This is a genomic window from Paenibacillus flagellatus (assembly GCF_003217775.1).
GTDB classification, from domain to species: domain Bacteria; phylum Bacillota; class Bacilli; order Paenibacillales; family NBRC-103111; genus Paenibacillus_AB; species Paenibacillus_AB flagellatus.
In genome coordinates, this window is the sequence record NZ_QJVJ01000001.1 from 353,823 (window position 1) to 369,341 (window position 15,519).

Annotated in this window: 17 protein-coding genes; 5 read left to right on the forward strand and 12 right to left on the reverse strand. The window is 51.4% G+C overall.

What is annotated here, in order from left to right:
• Window positions 1–119: 119 nt before the first annotated feature.
• Together DLM86_RS31685 and DLM86_RS01680 are read left to right on the forward strand one after the other, a co-directional pair.
• Entirely contained in the window at window positions 120–596 is a 477-nt protein-coding gene (locus DLM86_RS31685) for a hypothetical protein (protein ID WP_146250131.1), read from the forward strand.
• A gap of 450 nt (window positions 597–1,046) precedes the next feature.
• Window positions 1,047–1,457, forward strand: a complete 411-nt coding sequence (locus DLM86_RS01680; RefSeq protein WP_110838216.1) for a hypothetical protein — start codon at window positions 1,047–1,049, stop codon at window positions 1,455–1,457.
• A 126-nt stretch (window positions 1,458–1,583) separates the two neighbouring features.
• On the opposite strand, the gene sufB is transcribed toward DLM86_RS01680, so the two are convergent.
• The 5 genes from sufB to DLM86_RS01705 all read right to left on the reverse strand — a co-directional run bounded on the left by sufB (window position 1,584) and on the right by DLM86_RS01705 (window position 7,085).
• On the reverse strand, window positions 1,584–2,981 hold the full coding sequence (sufB, locus tag DLM86_RS01685) for a Fe-S cluster assembly protein SufB (RefSeq protein WP_110838217.1): 1,398 nt from the start codon (window positions 2,979–2,981) through the stop codon (window positions 1,584–1,586).
• 25 nt (window positions 2,982–3,006) lie between these two features.
• The gene (locus DLM86_RS01690) at window positions 3,007–4,236 is read right to left on the reverse strand and encodes a cysteine desulfurase (protein ID WP_110838218.1); all 1,230 of its coding nucleotides are present in this window, start codon (window positions 4,234–4,236) and stop codon (window positions 3,007–3,009) included.
• Window positions 4,233–5,537 (reverse strand): Fe-S cluster assembly protein SufD, encoded by a 1,305-nt coding sequence (gene sufD / locus DLM86_RS01695; protein WP_110838219.1) that lies wholly within the window; start codon window positions 5,535–5,537, stop codon window positions 4,233–4,235. The genes DLM86_RS01690 and sufD overlap by 4 nt, the downstream gene beginning before the upstream one ends.
• A gap of 30 nt (window positions 5,538–5,567) precedes the next feature.
• Window positions 5,568–6,353 carry a Fe-S cluster assembly ATPase SufC gene (sufC, locus tag DLM86_RS01700; RefSeq protein ID WP_110838220.1) on the reverse strand — a complete coding sequence of 262 codons (786 nt, stop codon included), beginning with the start codon at window positions 6,351–6,353 and terminating at the stop codon, window positions 5,568–5,570.
• Window positions 6,354–6,509: 156 nt separating this feature from the next.
• The gene (locus DLM86_RS01705) at window positions 6,510–7,085 is read right to left on the reverse strand and encodes a DUF1802 family protein (protein WP_110838221.1); all 576 of its coding nucleotides are present in this window, start codon (window positions 7,083–7,085) and stop codon (window positions 6,510–6,512) included.
• A 148-nt stretch (window positions 7,086–7,233) separates the two neighbouring features.
• On the opposite strand from DLM86_RS01705, the gene DLM86_RS01710 reads away from it, so the two are divergent.
• On the forward strand, window positions 7,234–7,392 hold the full coding sequence (locus tag DLM86_RS01710; RefSeq protein ID WP_110838222.1) for an asparagine synthase: 159 nt from the start codon (window positions 7,234–7,236) through the stop codon (window positions 7,390–7,392).
• Between the two features lie 77 nt (window positions 7,393–7,469).
• Here the strand turns inward: DLM86_RS01710 and DLM86_RS01715 are convergent, their stop codons facing one another.
• Window positions 7,470–7,940, reverse strand: a complete 471-nt coding sequence (locus DLM86_RS01715) for a Dps family protein (protein ID WP_110838223.1) — start codon at window positions 7,938–7,940, stop codon at window positions 7,470–7,472.
• A gap of 216 nt (window positions 7,941–8,156) precedes the next feature.
• Here DLM86_RS01715 and mtnK point away from each other — a divergent pair, with 216 nt between their 5' ends.
• Window positions 8,157–9,362 carry an S-methyl-5-thioribose kinase gene (gene mtnK / locus DLM86_RS01720; protein ID WP_110838224.1) on the forward strand — a complete coding sequence of 402 codons (1,206 nt, stop codon included), beginning with the start codon at window positions 8,157–8,159 and terminating at the stop codon, window positions 9,360–9,362.
• A 24-nt stretch (window positions 9,363–9,386) separates the two neighbouring features.
• Window positions 9,387–10,481, forward strand: coding sequence for an S-methyl-5-thioribose-1-phosphate isomerase (mtnA, locus tag DLM86_RS01725; RefSeq protein ID WP_425453930.1), 1,095 nt, complete (start codon window positions 9,387–9,389; stop codon window positions 10,479–10,481).
• Between the two features lie 193 nt (window positions 10,482–10,674).
• Here the strand turns inward: mtnA and DLM86_RS01730 are convergent, their stop codons facing one another.
• The 6 genes from DLM86_RS01730 to DLM86_RS01750 form a co-directional block, all read right to left on the reverse strand.
• Window positions 10,675–11,766 carry a lipid II:glycine glycyltransferase FemX gene (locus DLM86_RS01730; RefSeq protein ID WP_110838225.1) on the reverse strand — a complete coding sequence of 364 codons (1,092 nt, stop codon included), beginning with the start codon at window positions 11,764–11,766 and terminating at the stop codon, window positions 10,675–10,677.
• On the reverse strand, window positions 11,763–12,401 hold the full coding sequence (locus DLM86_RS01735) for a formyl transferase (RefSeq protein WP_110838226.1): 639 nt from the start codon (window positions 12,399–12,401) through the stop codon (window positions 11,763–11,765). Before DLM86_RS01735 ends, DLM86_RS01730 begins: the two co-directional genes overlap by 4 nt.
• Before the next feature lie 189 nt (window positions 12,402–12,590).
• The gene (locus DLM86_RS01740) at window positions 12,591–13,202 is read right to left on the reverse strand and encodes a sugar transferase (RefSeq protein ID WP_281272069.1); all 612 of its coding nucleotides are present in this window, start codon (window positions 13,200–13,202) and stop codon (window positions 12,591–12,593) included.
• 51 nt (window positions 13,203–13,253) lie between these two features.
• Window positions 13,254–14,150, reverse strand: coding sequence for a UTP--glucose-1-phosphate uridylyltransferase GalU (galU, locus tag DLM86_RS01745; protein ID WP_110838228.1), 897 nt, complete (start codon window positions 14,148–14,150; stop codon window positions 13,254–13,256).
• Window positions 14,140–14,337, reverse strand: coding sequence for a hypothetical protein (locus tag DLM86_RS31690; RefSeq protein ID WP_146250132.1), 198 nt, complete (start codon window positions 14,335–14,337; stop codon window positions 14,140–14,142). Before DLM86_RS31690 ends, galU begins: the two co-directional genes overlap by 11 nt.
• Complete coding sequence (locus DLM86_RS01750) at window positions 14,334–15,497, reverse strand: DegT/DnrJ/EryC1/StrS family aminotransferase (protein WP_110838229.1); 1,164 nt, start codon at window positions 15,495–15,497, stop codon at window positions 14,334–14,336. Before DLM86_RS01750 ends, DLM86_RS31690 begins: the two co-directional genes overlap by 4 nt.
• Between the last annotated feature and the right edge of the window lie 22 nt (window positions 15,498–15,519).

Consider the following 15,519-nt stretch of genomic DNA (forward strand, 5'->3'; position numbering starts at 1 on the left):
ACATTATTCGATGTATATTGGTTCTATTTTATCATGCCATTAAATGGAATATTAGTATAATAAACCTTGTGGAGTTGCTGGCCAGCACCTACGTTCTACCAATCATCGGAGGTGGCAATATGAGATTCAAGAAAATCTCTGTTGTATTAGTTGCTATGACCGTTCTTGCATTTGGAGCTCAAAGTGCCTTGGCTAATACAAATATTTACGAGCAAAACAACACGCAAAATAACAGCCCTTACACACCCGAACTTTTTCAAGCTGGAGGAGTACCAGGTGACACCGAACCGCGCGGATATAACAAACTTGGTACTTTGAGCAGCGTCTCCGATAACGATTACTACCTGCTCGACACAACTCAAATATTCCCTGGTACGAATATAACTGTTACCCTCGTCTCGCCATATAATGGTCCAAAATATGAGATCGCTTTGTTTACTGAAACTGGCGGTGCAGTACAAAAAGAATGGCTAGTAGATGATGAACAAATGACACAGTTTAGATTTACTGTTCAACCCAATACAAGATACATTATTCGTGTGCATACGTATGCTGATACCGTCAGTCCGTATAATTATCAACTTTCTGTTAACTAAGATATTAACGGTGAGGGTGTTCCCAAAAGTTTAACCTTGGAACACCATCAGAAGGCAGGCTGTTTTCGCTTAGCTCCTCGGTTTTAGCGTCCACAGCGGCTTTCTTGAGCAAATTTTAAGTAAGGGAGAGCCACCCGACTCACTAGACACTTTCGGTAATCCTCGGTTGTCTCTATACAGCAAAACCGGGGCTTCGGCTTCTACGCAGAGCTTTTGCCTGGCTTAGTTTTAAGCCGCAAAATCGTTCATGCTGACTTTGCGCGATCACCTGGTTTTTTCGTAAACTACGGCTTCAGCTAACAGTTTTCACAACGCCTGGGGGAGGGCTTGCGATTATAAAATGTGGTTGCCGGTATTGTATTTGCAATGTTATTGAAAATAAATTTATTATTCATTTTTCCTATTTCCGAAATGTCGAACAACAATAATGAATGGGGAGGAATCACAAGAATGAATTTGTTTAAAAAGAGCTCGTTGGTATCCGGACTACTAGCAATAATAATACTTTTAAGCTTTTCAACATCAGCGTTTGCTTATACGAAAGTTTCAGTCACGACTCCTTTCTCCGATGATCAAGCAGATCCTTCCATGTTTAATTATCAGCCTAATATCGAATGGTTCCAAGATGACACAGAGGGCGATTACTTCTCCACTTTCTGGATCAACATCTATGATGAAAACTGGAATTTGGTTTGGACTTCCGGCATTACAACTCAAAATACGTATCAAAAACTGATGTCAATCCCGGTTAATACCGCACTTCCAAGATACACGAAATTGATTGTTACCGTTGGTGTTCAAGATGGCACCGGCGAATGGGATATCGGCGGTTATCCAAAATGGATGTATTTAACTTATTAAAGTAAAAAAGGGGCGGTGAAAACTGCCCCTTTGAATTCTTTTATACTAAAAATAATAATTGAGTTTGCATAATAAAAATGCGTGCCCGGGAAACTCGGACACGCATTTTTAGAACTGCTACAAGCCTTAACCGATCGAACCTTCCATTTCGAACTTGATCAACCGGTTCATTTCGACCGCGTACTCCATCGGCAGCTCCTTCGTGAACGGCTCGATGAAGCCCATGACGATCATTTGCGTCGCTTCCGCTTCCGAAAGACCGCGGCTCATCAAGTAAAAGAGCTGGTCTTCGGACACCTTGGAGACGGTCGCTTCATGCTCGAGCGTAATGTTGTCGTTCATGATTTCGTTGTACGGAATCGTGTCCGACGTCGATTCGTTGTCGAGGATGAGCGTGTCGCACTTGATGTTCGCCTTGGAGCCTTCCGAGTTGCGTCCGAACGAAGCGAGGCCCCGGTACGTCACTTTGCCGCCGTGCTTGCTGATCGACTTGGAGACGATCGTGGACGTCGTGTCCGGCGCCAAATGAATCATTTTCGCCCCGGCGTCCTGATGCTGGCCTTTGCCCGCGACGGCAATGGACAATACCATGCCTTTCGCACCGCGTCCCTTCAAGACGACCGCCGGGTACTTCATCGTCAGCTTGGAGCCGATGTTGCCGTCGACCCATTCCATCGTCGCGTTTTCTTCGGCTACCGCGCGCTTCGTGACGAGGTTGTAAATGTTCGGCGCCCAGTTCTGGATCGTCGTATAGCGAACGCGCGAATTTTTCTTACAGATGATCTCGACGACGGCGCTATGCAGCGAGTTCGTGCTGTAGATCGGTGCCGTGCAGCCTTCGACGTAGTGAACGAAGCTGTCCTCGTCCGCGATAATAAGCGTACGCTCGAATTGGCCCATGTTTTCCGAGTTGATCCGGAAGTACGCCTGCAGCGGAATTTCGCATTTGACGCCCTTCGGCACGTAGATGAAGCTTCCGCCGGACCAGACGGCGCTGTTCAGCGCGGCGAACTTGTTATCGGCGATCGGCACGACCGTACCAAAATATTCCTTGAAAATTTCCGGATGCTCGCGAAGCGCCGTATCCGTATCGGTGAAAATGACGCCCTGCTTCTCTAGATCTTCCTGCATGCTGTGGTACACGACCTCAGACTCGTATTGCGCCGAGACGCCGGCGAGGAACTTTTGCTCCGCCTCCGGAATGCCGAGCTTGTCGAACGTGTTCTTGATTTCTTGCGGCACTTCTTCCCACGTCTTGCCTTGCTTCTCGGACGGCTTGACGTAGTACGTGATGTCGTTGAAATCGAGATCGTCCAAATTGCCGCCCCAACGCGGGAGCGCCATCTTGTTGAACTGCTCGAGCGATTTCAGGCGGAAGTCGAGCATCCATTGCGGCTCGTTTTTCATCCGGGAAATTTCGGCGACGATTTCCGGCGTCAGCCCCTTTTCCGAACGAAAGACCGCCTTATGCTCGTCGCGAAACCCGTATTTATACTCTTCCATTTCCGGCATTTGCTTCGCCATTGGTGTTCCCTCCTCTTGAAAAATGTTATCCGATGCTGTTAAAGAAATCTTCCGTATGCTTCAGCGCTTCGACGAGACGATCGATGTCGTCTTCGGTATTGTACAAGTAAAAGCTGGCCCGCGCCGTTGCATTCACGTTGAACCAGCGCATGAGCGGCTGACAGCAATGATGGCCCGCCCGGATCGCGATGCCCTCTTGGTCGATGACCGTCGCGACGTCGTGCGCGTGCACGTCTTTCAGGTTGAACGTGACAAGTCCGGTACGGTTGTCCCGCGGACCGTACAGCGTCAACCCGTGGATTTGCGACAGCCGTTCATAGGCATACTTCGCCAAATGCGTATCGTGCTCGTGAATGCGGTCCATGCCGATGTCGGTCAAGAAATCGATCGCCGCACCCAGCCCGACGGCGCCCGCAATGATCGGCGTACCGCCCTCGAATTTGTACGGAAGCTCCTTGAATGTCGACTCGTACAAGTCGACACGGTCGATCATCTCGCCGCCGAACTCGATCGGCTCCATATTCTCGAGCAGTTCTTTCTTCCCGTAGAGTGCCCCGATTCCGGTCGGTCCGCACATCTTATGACCGGAAAACGCGTAAAAGTCGCAATCCAATTGCTGCACGTCAACCTTCATGTGCGGCGTGCTCTGCGCGCCGTCCACGAGCATGACCGCCCCGTGTCGATGGGCGATCGCGGCGATGTCCTTTACCGGATTCGTCACGCCGAGCACGTTCGACACATACATGACGGCGACAATCTTCGTCTTGTCCGTAATCGTCTTCTCCGCATCGGCCAAGTCGATCGTTCCGTTCGGCTGCAGCGGAATATATTTCAGCGTAGCGCCGGTCGCTTTCGCGACCTGCTGCCACGGAATGAGATTGCTGTGGTGCTCCATCGGCGTCAGGACGATCTCGTCGCCCTCGCCGCAAACGGAGCGGGCGTAGCCCGACGCGACCAGGTTGATCGCCGTCGTCGTGCCTCGCGTAAAGACGATTTCCTCGCGGTGACGTGCGTTCAGGAAAGCGGCCACCTTATCACGGGCGCCTTCGTAAGCGTCGGTCGCCCGGGAACCAAGCGTATGGACGCCGCGGTGGACGTTCGAATGGTCCCACTCGTAATAATGCTTGATCGCCTCGATGACGGAACGCGGCTTCTGCGAGCTCGCCCCGCTGTCCAGATAGACGAGCGGATGCCCGTTCACTTCCTGCTGCAAAATCGGAAACTGGTCGCGAATTTCGGCTCCGAGGCTGCTCATTGTCCGAGCTTCCCTTCGACGAGCGTTTGAAGCTGCTTCTGCACGTTTTCGAGCGGAATTTCGTTGATGACCGGCGCCAAAAAGCCGTAAACGACCAGCTTATGCGCGTCCGCCTTCGAAATGCCGCGGGACATCAAATAGTACATATGCTCCGGGTTCACCTGGCCGACGCTGGCCGCATGGCCGGCTTTGACGTCGTCCTCGTCGATGAGCAGAATCGGGTTGGCGTCGCCGCGCGCTTTCGGGCTCAGCATGAGGACCCGTTCCGTTTGCTGGCCGTTTGCGCCCGTCGCGCCCTTCTCGATTTTCGTAATGCCGTTGATGATCGCCGTCGCTTCGTCTTTCATGACCGCGCGGGTAATCATGTCGCTCGGCGTGTTTTTGCCGAAATGATTCGCTCTCGTCGTCAAGTTCAGCTTCTGGTCGGCGCGTCCGACGGAGATGACCTTCGCGTCCGAGCTCGAGCCGTTGCCGCGGTGCTGCGTGCTCGTATCCGCCATCGCATTCCCGCTGTTCAGCTCGCCGACGATCCATTCGACGCGCGCGTCGTTGTCCAGAACGGCGCGGCGGTACGTCAGGCCCGTGGAGCCTTTGCCCAAGTTGTTCACTGTCGCGAACTGGACGCGGGAGCCCGGCTTCGCGATCACTTCGACGATGCCGTTATGGACGAATTCTTTGCCGTCGTCAGACAGATAGTTGTCGACATAAACGACCGAGCTGTTCGACTCGGCGACGACCAGCACGTGCGGCGCAAACGTCGCGGACGGATCGTCCGACAAGAAAATCGCCTGCAGCGGCATCTTCACTTCAACGTTGCGGGGAACGTACAGAAACACTCCGCCGTTCCAAAGAGCGGCGTGCAGCGCCGTAAGACGGTTCTCGTCCGCTTTTACCGCAGTCATGAAATGCTTCTGCACCAGCTCGCCGTGTTCGCGAACGGCCGTTTCCAAGTCGGTGAAGATGACGCCCTGCTTCGCCAGCTCCTCGTCGACATGCTTCCAGACGACGCCGGAGTCGCGCTGCACGATCAGATTGACCGGGGCGGCATCTTCGCCGAGCAGCCGTTTGGCCGCTTCCGGCAGCTGCTCGAGCTTTTGCAGCGGAGCCGGCGTTTTATAAGTACCGTAGGAATCGAGATTCCAACGGTCGATTCTCGTTTTTTCCAATTTGGGCAGCTCCAACGAACCGGCCAATTCCAAAGCGTTCAAGCGAAGTTCGGTCATCCACGAGGGTTCGTTCCTGCTCTTGGACAAGTCGGCTACGGAATTGCGGTCGATGGGAAGAACGGTTTGAGAACTCATGTCTATTCCTCCTAGCCGGATAATGGTTAATTAATCTTGGCCGACCGTCTCGTCCACGATGCCAAGCTCTTCTTTGACCCAATCGTAGCCTTCCGCTTCGAGCTTTTCCGCCAATTCCGGACCGCCCGACTTCACGATGCGGCCTTGCATCATGACGTGAACGAAATCCGGCTTGATGTAGTTCAGCAGCCGCTGGTAGTGGGTGATGATCAGGAAGCCCCGTTCCGGGCTGCGCATCGCATTGACGCCGGCTGCGACGATTTTGAGCGCATCGATGTCGAGGCCGGAGTCGATCTCGTCAAGGATGACGATTTTCGGGTCGAGCAGCATCATTTGCAAAATTTCGTTCCGCTTCTTCTCCCCGCCGGAAAACCCTTCGTTCAAATAACGGTGCGCGAATTCCGGGTTCATCTCGAGCTCTTTCATCTTGCCTTCCATTTGACGGATGAACTTGATAAGCGAAATTTCGTTGCCTTCGCCGCGGCGCGCATTGATGGCGCTGCGCAGGAAGTCGGCGTTCGTTACGCCGGGAATTTCGCTCGGATATTGCATCGCGAGGAACAGGCCCGCGCGGGCGCGCTCATCTACGTCCATCTCGAGCAAATCTTCGCCGTCCAACGTGGCGGTGCCCGCCGTCACTTCGTATTTCGGGTGCCCCATCAAAGCGGATGCGAGCGTACTTTTGCCCGTTCCGTTCGGTCCCATGATGGCGTGCACTTCGCCGCCGTTCATTTCGAGATGGATTCCTTTCAAAATTTCTTTGTCCTCGATCGTTGCTTTCAAGCCGTCTATGACGAATTTTGGCGCGTTTGACATGTGCTTCCCTCCGACTGCTCATCTTATATTTTAGAATAATTCTAAACTAGTGAATAGTATAAAGTGATTCTCATTGATTCTCAACAATTAATTTTATTATACTTCACACCCTAAAATCAATAAAGGGCTATCTGGTCTATTTTGAAACTTTTTCGTTTAAAAAGTGAGCAAACGCGCGATCTGCTCGGCTTCCTTTGCGAACGTTTCGTCGTCCAATACCGGCCGTCTAGTCCCCGGAACGAAATCTCCCTCGATCCGGATCCATGATTTACAGCCCGAGTACGTGTCGACGATCGGCACCCGCACCGGCTCGTCCAGCTTGTATACCCGCAGCAGCAGGACGTGCAGCGGTTTTTGCCGCTTCCATTTCAATCGTTCCTCCGCGAATCGGTCCGTCCAAATGTGGTGGTCCCGAATCCGGTCAAGCCGTTCTTGGTCCGTTACTTCGAGGTCCGCGGCAACCTCCGCATAACAGCGGATTTCGGCATGTGCGGCATCCGGGCTCCAACCGGCCAGCGTTTCGTCCAGGCCCTCCTGCTCCTCGTCCTTCAACAACTCCCGCCTCTGGTGCTCGTACGTCGGGTACAGCCAGAACGCCGGGCTCTCCAGCCTGAATTCTCGGGTCTCCTCGACGATTCCGCCCTTGCGCATCAAAACGATTTGCTTGCCCCGCTCGAGCGCGCGGATCGCCGAAGCCCATTCCTTCAGCGCCACCGGCTCCGTATTCGGCATCGTTCGCCCACCTCCGTCGAACCCATTATACGATTGTCAGGGAAAACAAAGCAAACGGGACGCCGCATAAATCGCCCCGAAAAACCGATGCTAGTAAAGCAATCGTGCATGTATTGCCGACAACCGACCGCGAAAGGAGGGGACAAACATGAGAGAAGGATTGGTGCCCACCGTTCTCGGTACGGCCGTTACCGCATCGGGCGTCGCGCTGCGAGGCAAATTCCCGGCCGTCGGCTGGGGCGTCGTCGGCTTCGGGCTCGCCCATATCGTGCTTGGGGCGATCGATTTGGTCGAACACCGGAAGTAGTCCAAGACAAAATAAAAAGGAAGCGGGCGATCCGATACGATAGCCCGCTTCTTCATTATTGTTACGTTATTCATACTTTAATCGAGCGAAGAGTCGAGCATCCACGCCTGTTTCTCCAACTCGGCCTGCATGCCGGTCAGCATATCCGCCGTCGTATGGTCGCCGGCCTCCTCCGACAGCTCGATGCCTTCGCGAAGCTCGCCGATCATCGTACGGAAGTCGGCCGCCAGCGTCCGGACCATATCGTCGGCGCCTTCGTGGCCCGCCGCCTCCTTCACCGATGCGATCGCGAGCATTTCCTTCATTGTCGCGATCGGCGCCCCCTGAACAGCGAGCAGACGTTCGGCAAGCTCATCCAATTGCTCGCCAACCAGCTCGTACAACTCCTGGAATTTTTGATGGAGCGGAATAAAATGCTTGCCCTTTACGAACCAATGATAATTGTGGATTTTGATGTACAGCACGCCTAGATTGGCAATTTGCTTATTGACGGCCTCGATGACCGCTTTAGACGTTGTACCGGGTTTCGTTTTCGTTGTCGTTGTCATGACTGCCAGCCTCCCTTATCGGTTTCGCTACATAGGTTACATACCCGCGGAAAACGGATTTTGAAACGTTTTTCGCTTCCTATTTTGGCTTTCCTCCGGTTCCTTTATGTAGCTCCAACTATTATGCATTATACCTATGTGTAAACTCGGTATTTTCCCGCAGGGCGAAATCGCTTATACTAAGGAAAGAGTTCGACCATTCGACGGAGGTGCGTTATGACGCAGTATCACCCGCTTTCCGAACGGGAAGCCATCGACTTCGCCAGAACGATCCCGGATTTGTTCGCGGCGGGGGCCGAGCTGTCGTGCCGCGAAATCGGCGACGGCAACCTGAATCTCGTCTTCCATATCAGCGATCCCGCGTCCGGGGCGAGCATCATTTTGAAGCAGGCGCTTCCTTACGCTAAAGTGGTAGGCGAATCGTGGCCGCTGTCGCTTGACCGCGCCCGGATCGAAAGCGAAGCGCTGCAGATCGAGGGCTCCTTGTGCCCGGATCTCGTGCCGCGCGTATACAAGTACGTCCCTGAACTCGCTCTGACCGTTATGGAAGATTTGAGCGACCATATCATCATGCGCAAAGGACTGATCGAGCGCCGGACGTATCCCGAATTCGCCGGCCATATCGGCCGCTTCCTCGCCCGAACGCTGTTCTTCACGTCGGATCTCGGCATGAACCAGCAGGAGAAGAAGGAGCGGACGAAGCAGTTCGTCAACCCCGATCTGTGCAAAATTACCGAGGACTTGATCTTCGATCATCCCTATACGAACGCAGATACGAACAGCTTCGACGAAGCGATCCGCGACGAAGCCGAGGCGCTCTGGAGCGATACGGCGCTTCACCTCGAGGTGGCCCGTCTCCGTCACGGCTTCCTGACGAAAGCGCAGGCGCTCCTGCACGGCGACCTGCATACGGGAAGCATTTTCGTCACCGAGAGCTCGACGAAGGTGATCGATCCCGAATTCGCCTACTACGGTCCGATGGGCTTCGATATCGGCGCCGTTCTCGCCAATCTGCTGCTCAACTTTGCCGGGCAGGAAGGGTGGAGCCCCGACGCGAACAGCCGTGCCGCCTATCGCGACTATTTGCTGCGGACGGCCAAAGACGTCTGGACGACGTTCGAGGCGGAATTCCGCGCCCTTTGGAACGCGCACAACGTCGATCGGATATCCGGCACGCGCGGCTTCCAGGATGTTTACGTGGAGCAGCTTTTGCAAGATACGATCGGCTACGCCGGATGCAAGATGGTGCGCCGCGTCGTCGGTCTCGCCCACGTCGCCGACATCGACACGATTCCGGATGCAGGTGCCAAGGAACGCGCGCAGCGCCTCGCGCTTGCGATCGGCAAATCGCTTATCATGCGTAACCGTCAAGCAACCTCCATCGACGAGCTGATCGACATCGCCGAAAAGGCCATTCGCTAATTCAAGCCGGAAGGAGCTACTACCATGGAAAAGATGACAACCGATGCCGCTCGATCCGGCCTTGCCGAAACGCCGCTCCAGTCAGTCGCCTGGGCGGGCGACCGCCTTGACCTGCTCGATCAGCGGCTGCTGCCCGAGCAAATCGTCTTCCTCCCTCTTACAACGGCGGAAGACGTCTGGGAAGCGATTCGCCAGCTGAAGGTGCGCGGCGCTCCCGCCATCGGCATCGCCGCCGCCTACGGCGTCTATCTCGGAGTACGGAATACGGAGGGGGATGCGGAGCAGGTTCGGGCCGAAATCGTCCGGCAGGCCGACTATTTGGCCACGTCGCGCCCGACCGCGGTGAACCTGTTCTGGGCGCTCGACCGGATGAAGGCGAAAGCCGAAGCCCTTCTGGCCGGAGGGCAGACGACTGACGCCGCCGCATTGAAGGCCGCCATGCTTGACGAGGCGAAGCAAATCCAAGCGGAGGACGAGGAAACGTGCCGCCTCATCGGCGAGCACGCGTTGACGCTTTTGCACGACGGCGTCGGCATTCTGACCCATTGCAACGCCGGCGGCCTCGCTACGGCCAAGTACGGCACGGCGCTCGCGCCGATCTACTTGGCGAAGGAACGCGGCTGGGACGTGAAAGTGTTCGCCGACGAAACGCGCCCGGTTCTGCAGGGCTCGCGGCTGACCGCGTTCGAGCTGCAGCAGGCCGGCGTCGACGTCACGCTTATTTGCGATAACATGGCGGGAATGGTGATGTCCAAAGGGTGGGTTCAAGCGGTCATCGTCGGCACGGACCGCGTAGCGGCCAACGGCGACGTCGCCAACAAGATCGGCACGTACGGCGTGGCGGTGCTCGCCAAAGCGCACGGCATCCCGTTTTACGTGGCCTGTCCGCTCTCCACGATCGACTTGAACACGCCGACCGGCGCGGAGATTCCGATCGAAGAGCGCGGCGAAGAGGAAGTGACGCACGGCTTCGGTAAGCGTACGGCACCGGCGGGGGTCAAAGTGTACAACCCGGCGTTCGACGTCACGCCCCACGAATACGTCAGCGCAATCATTACGGAGAAAGGCGTCGTGACGGCGCCTTACGGGGAAAATTTGCGGAAGCTGTTCGCGAAATAAGGTTGGTATGGGAAATCGGGTTCAACCGATTTCCCTTTTTTTGAAGATCACGAAGGGAGATATTGATCGAGGACCGCCATTAATAAATCCGACCCCATTTCATCGCTATATAGGAAATTCCTATTAGTTACAGATAAGGGTTCTTATATGCTTCAAACGGTTAACATGGACGATTTTTCCAAATATGTCCGCTTTACGAAATCGTTGTGGCCGTCATTCTAATATGCTGTTCAAGCAAAGGATGCCGATAAACGGGGAAATATTCATCGCTCATGTTTAAACACTTGGATATATGACCGTATACTTCCGGGAGATGAACCTTTCGGCCTATATAATAGTCAAGAACGGATTCAGAATTGAATGTCCGTTTAAAGCGAAACAGATTATCGTTCCCGGTATAGCCCCCGCCAAGATGCATGTACTGGTAACCTTTGTCTTTAGCCCATTGAATCGCTTCGCTAAGCAATAAGTTTACAGGAGCTAAACGTAAATATTCGCGACTTGCTCCCATTAGATGATAGTGTACATATTTGTTGTAATGCATAAACAACGATGAGGCTACTACTAGATTTCCGGCTTTCACTTCAATTAACTGTACATGTCCTTCTAGTAAACTTACCGTATTTGTGAAGAAATTTTCGCTAAAATAGTAATAACCATTGGCATGTTTGCGGTCCATTGTGGAGTAATACAGCCTAACTAGATGTTCTAATCGTTTCGGGTCAGAGAAATTAGTTGTCAGCCCTTCCTTCTTTGCTTTGCGAATCCGATTCCGGTTATCCGGGCTAAACCGTTGATTAATTTCTTGTTCGGTCCCTTCAAGACTGACATGAATCGTATTGCGCATGAAAACTGGGTTGACCGCCCGGTAATATTCGTAGTTTTTCAAGATGGGATGAAACCGTACAAACTCGGCTATTATTCTGTTTTCTTGACAATATTGTCCAAAGCGCTTTTGAAAATCTGCAAACAATCGTTCCCGTTTTTGCGGTTCCTTGATATTTGAAATAGGCCCCCCATACCCATACGGCGTAGTAATATCGTACCACTCCTCTTGCAGGTCAAGGGTACGAATAATAGGCAAATGATTAATACTTCGAAGAAGATAGGGGTAACAAATTATATTATCTCCATCTTCGTACACCGCCAATGTTGCTTTACCTTCACCATTTTTTTCGTAAATCTTACAATATTCAGCTGTGAAATAAATATCCGCTTCCGGGAGAAGAAGAATATAATGATTCCAACGTTCTTGATTATCCCCGCTAATGACCTCGAATTTCATCGTTTTTCAGACTCCTCGAAATATTCTGGCACGTTGTCGTTTATGCTCAAGTATATCCGCCCATCCGAAGTTTCTATATAAGCAGGTTCATAACCGGGAAATTGAAAAGCGCGTACAATGTTCCACCAACGCTCAGGCTCATTCGGGTCAACCTTCTTTTGTTGGAGAACCCGCTTACGGGTAAATGTTCGAACGTTTAGTTTCTTTTCCTCTATAATCTGCCGCTGAGGTACCCCGGAGCGACGTTCTTCCGCAATATCGCGCAAATACGTTTTGACGAGCTTCAACCCTGTTTCGTTACACCGATTGAATAGTCTATAAACGGTTTCTCGTTTAGAAACGGGAAATCTGCATTCTGCAAGAATATCCCCCGTATCGACTCCTTCATCCATCCAATGCAAGGTTACTCCAAAAGAGCTGGCGCCTTCCATTAGGGCAACCGCATCGCACATCGAGCCGCGTAGTTCGGGAAGAGGTGCACCGTGCAAATTGACAATGCCCAATCTGAACCTCCCCAAGTGTTTCCTTTCAAGGATCTGATGAAATCTAATGGCTAAACCGAGGTCGGCTTCAATCAACGGCAAATCATCTAACGAGAATATAGGTACCCCTAACAATGGAGCAACTTCCTGCATGTCTCTGTCCCCTGTTGCTTCTCTCCATTTAGATTTCCTTTCCCTACTGCAGATTACTCCCAACACTTCAAAATCGGGTTGCTCCAACAGCCATTCCAAACATTCGACCGCAGTTCCGATCGAACCCAGTAATACTATTTTCGTCCTTACTGAAGTATGCTCCGACACCGTATTTTTCACCTTGACCTTTCAATCAGACGTAAGAAGAGAACACCGCTCCACGTCTAAATCCGGCAACTGCCGGTTCGTTACTTCATAGTAGCCTTCCCGCTTCCACACTTTGGTTAGCGATATCAATAATATTTTTATATCTAACAAAATGGAATGATTCTCTGCATATTGCGCATCCAATTCCAATCGTTCATTCCAAGAAAGACCGTTTCTTCCCGAAATTTGAGCGAGGCCCGTTATTCCTGGACGTACAGAAAACCGCCTCTGCTCCCTTTCAGAAAAAAAAGGCAAATACCGCATTAATAACGGCCGAGGACCGACTAGACTCATTTCGCCTTTTAAGACATTTATCAATTGCGGCAATTCGTCCAAACTTGTTTTGCGAATCAGCGCACCAAACGTTGTTAAACGCTCAGCATCGCTTAATAAATTGCCTTCCGAATCGCATGCATTTGTCATAGTGCGAAATTTATATATATAGAAGGGGGTTCTGTTAAAGCCTGGACGCAATTGTTTGAAAACGATCGGGGGGCCCAGCTTGATTCGAATGAGTATAGCAATAACAACTATTAGAGGTAATAACCCGATCAGTAGTAGCAAAGACAGAGTGAGATCAAACATTCTTTTCAAAACTGTCTCCCCCATTGAGTAACGTTCTCAACTAGTTTTATTGAATGAGGATCACTGCCGGCTTGCTATAGCTAGCTGCTTTTCGAGCACTTCACGCATATAAGTCATGACATCTTCAACCAAATCTTCACGTTGCAAAGCAAAATCGATCGATGCTTTCATGAATCCGAGTTTGTCTCCAACATCGTATCGCTTACCCTCAAATCGATATGCTAGCACCTGCTGCCAACTATTTAGTTTCTTTATGGCATCGGTTAGTTGTATCTCACCACCAGCACCAGGTTCCAAAGACTCCAGCACATCGAAAATTTCGGGCCGAAGCACATACCTTCCCATAATCGCCAAATTTGAAGGGGCAGAACGGATGTCGGGTTTTTCGACAAAAGATTCAACCCCTATTACGTTTGGGCCTAATTCTCCCTGTAGCGGCGATACAATGCCGTATTTGGATACATCCTCTTCCGGTACGCTTTGGACGCCAACGACTGAAGATTGGTACCTTCGATGAACATCAAGTAATTGTTTTAAACATGGCGTTTCCGATTGTATAACATCATCGCCAAGAAGGACCGCAAACGGTTCGTTGCCGATAAAGGCTCGGGCACATCCAATTGCATGCCCGAGCCCAAGAGGTTCTTTTTGGCGAATATAGTGAATGTTGCACATTTCCGAAATACTCCGGATTTCCGCAAGCTCAGTCATTTTCCCCTTCTTCAGAAGAACATCTTCCAACTCATAAGACTTGTCAAAATGATCCTCGATAGCTCTTTTTCCACGTCCACTGATGATCATAATATCTTCGATTCCCGATGCAATTGCTTCCTCAACAATGTATTGAATGGTTGGCTTATCGACTATAGGAAGCATTTCTTTAGGCTGAGCTTTCGTTGCGGGTAAGAAACGGGTACCAAGCCCTGCAGCCGGTATTATAGCTTTCTTAACTTTCACTAGTTATTTCCCCTTCTCGGTCAATTACCTCTTGTTCCGCTACATATTTCTGCAATATGACTTTTAATCTTTCTACATACGTAGAAACGGTCTTATCTTCTTCATCACTTTCACTCTGTACGTTGGTTATAAAATCGTTTAGTTCACCGATCAAACCCTTGACGCTAGGACGCTCAAGCAATTTCATAAGTTTACAGCCCTTTTCAAACAACCGTCCAGGGACGAGAACACCCTTTCCAGGTCGTCATCGGACATATTCGTTCCGGAAGGGAGACATATGCCATTGGCGAACAGATCATCCGAAACACTTGTCTGCTCCGAATGAGCGAAATATTCATACCCCCGAAATAGAGGTTGCAAATGCATTGGCTTCCACACTGGGCGCGCCTCGATGTTATCTTGAGCTAACCGATCCACGCAATCTGCCGCGCTTATTCCGCACAGAGTGGGATCAATCGTCATAACGGTTAACCATCGGTTAGAACGCCCATTTGGCGCCTCTGGCATAAATTTTATTCCAGGGTGATCACCGAATCTGGCTTTATACTTTTCGAAAATTTGCCTTCTCGAGGCTACTCGTTCCTCAAGCGTTTGAAGTTGCCCTCTACCTATAGCCGCCAAGACATTGCTCAGCCTATAGTTGTATCCGACCTCGCTGTGCTCGTAATGTCTTGCCGGGTCTCTGGCTTGAGTGGACCAATGGCGGACTTTTTCTAGGGACGCAGTATCATCGGAAACGAGCATGCCGCCCCCAGAAGTTGTAATAATTTTATTTCCATTAAAAGAAAAAACGCCAAAATCTCCAAAAGATCCGCTTGAGCGTCCTTTATAGGAAGCACCTAATGATTCTGCGGCATCTTCTATTAAAGGAATGCCATATGCCTTGCATAATTTTGTAATCGGGTCCATCTCGGCACTTTGCCCATATAAATTGACAACAATGACGGCTTTGGGAAGTCGACCGGTTTTTACTGATTCCGAAAGCGCACGCTCAAGCGCTTGCGGGGACATATTCCATGTTCCAGGTTCGGAATCAATAAAAACCGGCAACGCTTGAAGATAAAGAATCGGATTTGCACTTGCTACGAATGTTAGTGTCGAACAGAAAACTGTATCGCCAGTGCCGACGCCCAATACTTTTAAAGCCATGTGCAAAGCTGCGGTTCCCGAGCTTAATGCTACTGCTCCTTTTGTTCCAACGTATTCAGCCATCTCGCGTTCGAAGGCATCTACGTGTGGACCGAGCGGGGCTACCCAATTCGTAGAAAATGCTTCTTTAACATATTCCACTTCCAAGTCACCTATGTGAGGCGGCGATAAATATACCTTTTTGGGCAAAAGAGACATTTGCTACTCCACTCCCTTATTT

Excerpts from the sequence above, each read along its gene's own strand:
- DLM86_RS01705 (WP_110838221.1), bottom strand. The coding sequence starts at position 7,085 with ATGCCGAATACGGAGCCGGTGGCGCTGAAGGAATGGGCTTCGGCGATC.
- DLM86_RS31690 (WP_146250132.1), bottom strand. The coding sequence starts at position 14,337 with ATGAAATTGCTTGAGCGTCCTAGCGTCAAGGGTTTGATCGGTGAACTA.
- DLM86_RS01690 (WP_110838218.1), bottom strand. The coding sequence starts at position 4,236 with ATGAGCAGCCTCGGAGCCGAAATTCGCGACCAGTTTCCGATTTTGCAG.
- DLM86_RS01715 (WP_110838223.1), bottom strand. The coding sequence starts at position 7,940 with ATGACAACGACAACGAAAACGAAACCCGGTACAACGTCTAAAGCGGTC.
- DLM86_RS01710 (WP_110838222.1), top strand. The coding sequence starts at position 7,234 with ATGAGAGAAGGATTGGTGCCCACCGTTCTCGGTACGGCCGTTACCGCA.
- DLM86_RS01730 (WP_110838225.1), bottom strand. The coding sequence starts at position 11,766 with ATGAAATTCGAGGTCATTAGCGGGGATAATCAAGAACGTTGGAATCAT.
- DLM86_RS01750 (WP_110838229.1), bottom strand. The coding sequence starts at position 15,497 with ATGTCTCTTTTGCCCAAAAAGGTATATTTATCGCCGCCTCACATAGGT.
- sufC (WP_110838220.1), bottom strand. The coding sequence starts at position 6,353 with ATGTCAAACGCGCCAAAATTCGTCATAGACGGCTTGAAAGCAACGATC.
- DLM86_RS31685 (WP_146250131.1), top strand. The coding sequence starts at position 120 with ATGAGATTCAAGAAAATCTCTGTTGTATTAGTTGCTATGACCGTTCTT.
- mtnA (WP_425453930.1), top strand. The coding sequence starts at position 9,387 with ATGGAAAAGATGACAACCGATGCCGCTCGATCCGGCCTTGCCGAAACG.
- DLM86_RS01735 (WP_110838226.1), bottom strand. The coding sequence starts at position 12,401 with ATGCAGGAAGTTGCTCCATTGTTAGGGGTACCTATATTCTCGTTAGAT.
- DLM86_RS01680 (WP_110838216.1), top strand. The coding sequence starts at position 1,047 with ATGAATTTGTTTAAAAAGAGCTCGTTGGTATCCGGACTACTAGCAATA.
- mtnK (WP_110838224.1), top strand. The coding sequence starts at position 8,157 with ATGACGCAGTATCACCCGCTTTCCGAACGGGAAGCCATCGACTTCGCC.
- sufB (WP_110838217.1), bottom strand. The coding sequence starts at position 2,981 with ATGGCGAAGCAAATGCCGGAAATGGAAGAGTATAAATACGGGTTTCGC.
- sufD (WP_110838219.1), bottom strand. The coding sequence starts at position 5,537 with ATGAGTTCTCAAACCGTTCTTCCCATCGACCGCAATTCCGTAGCCGAC.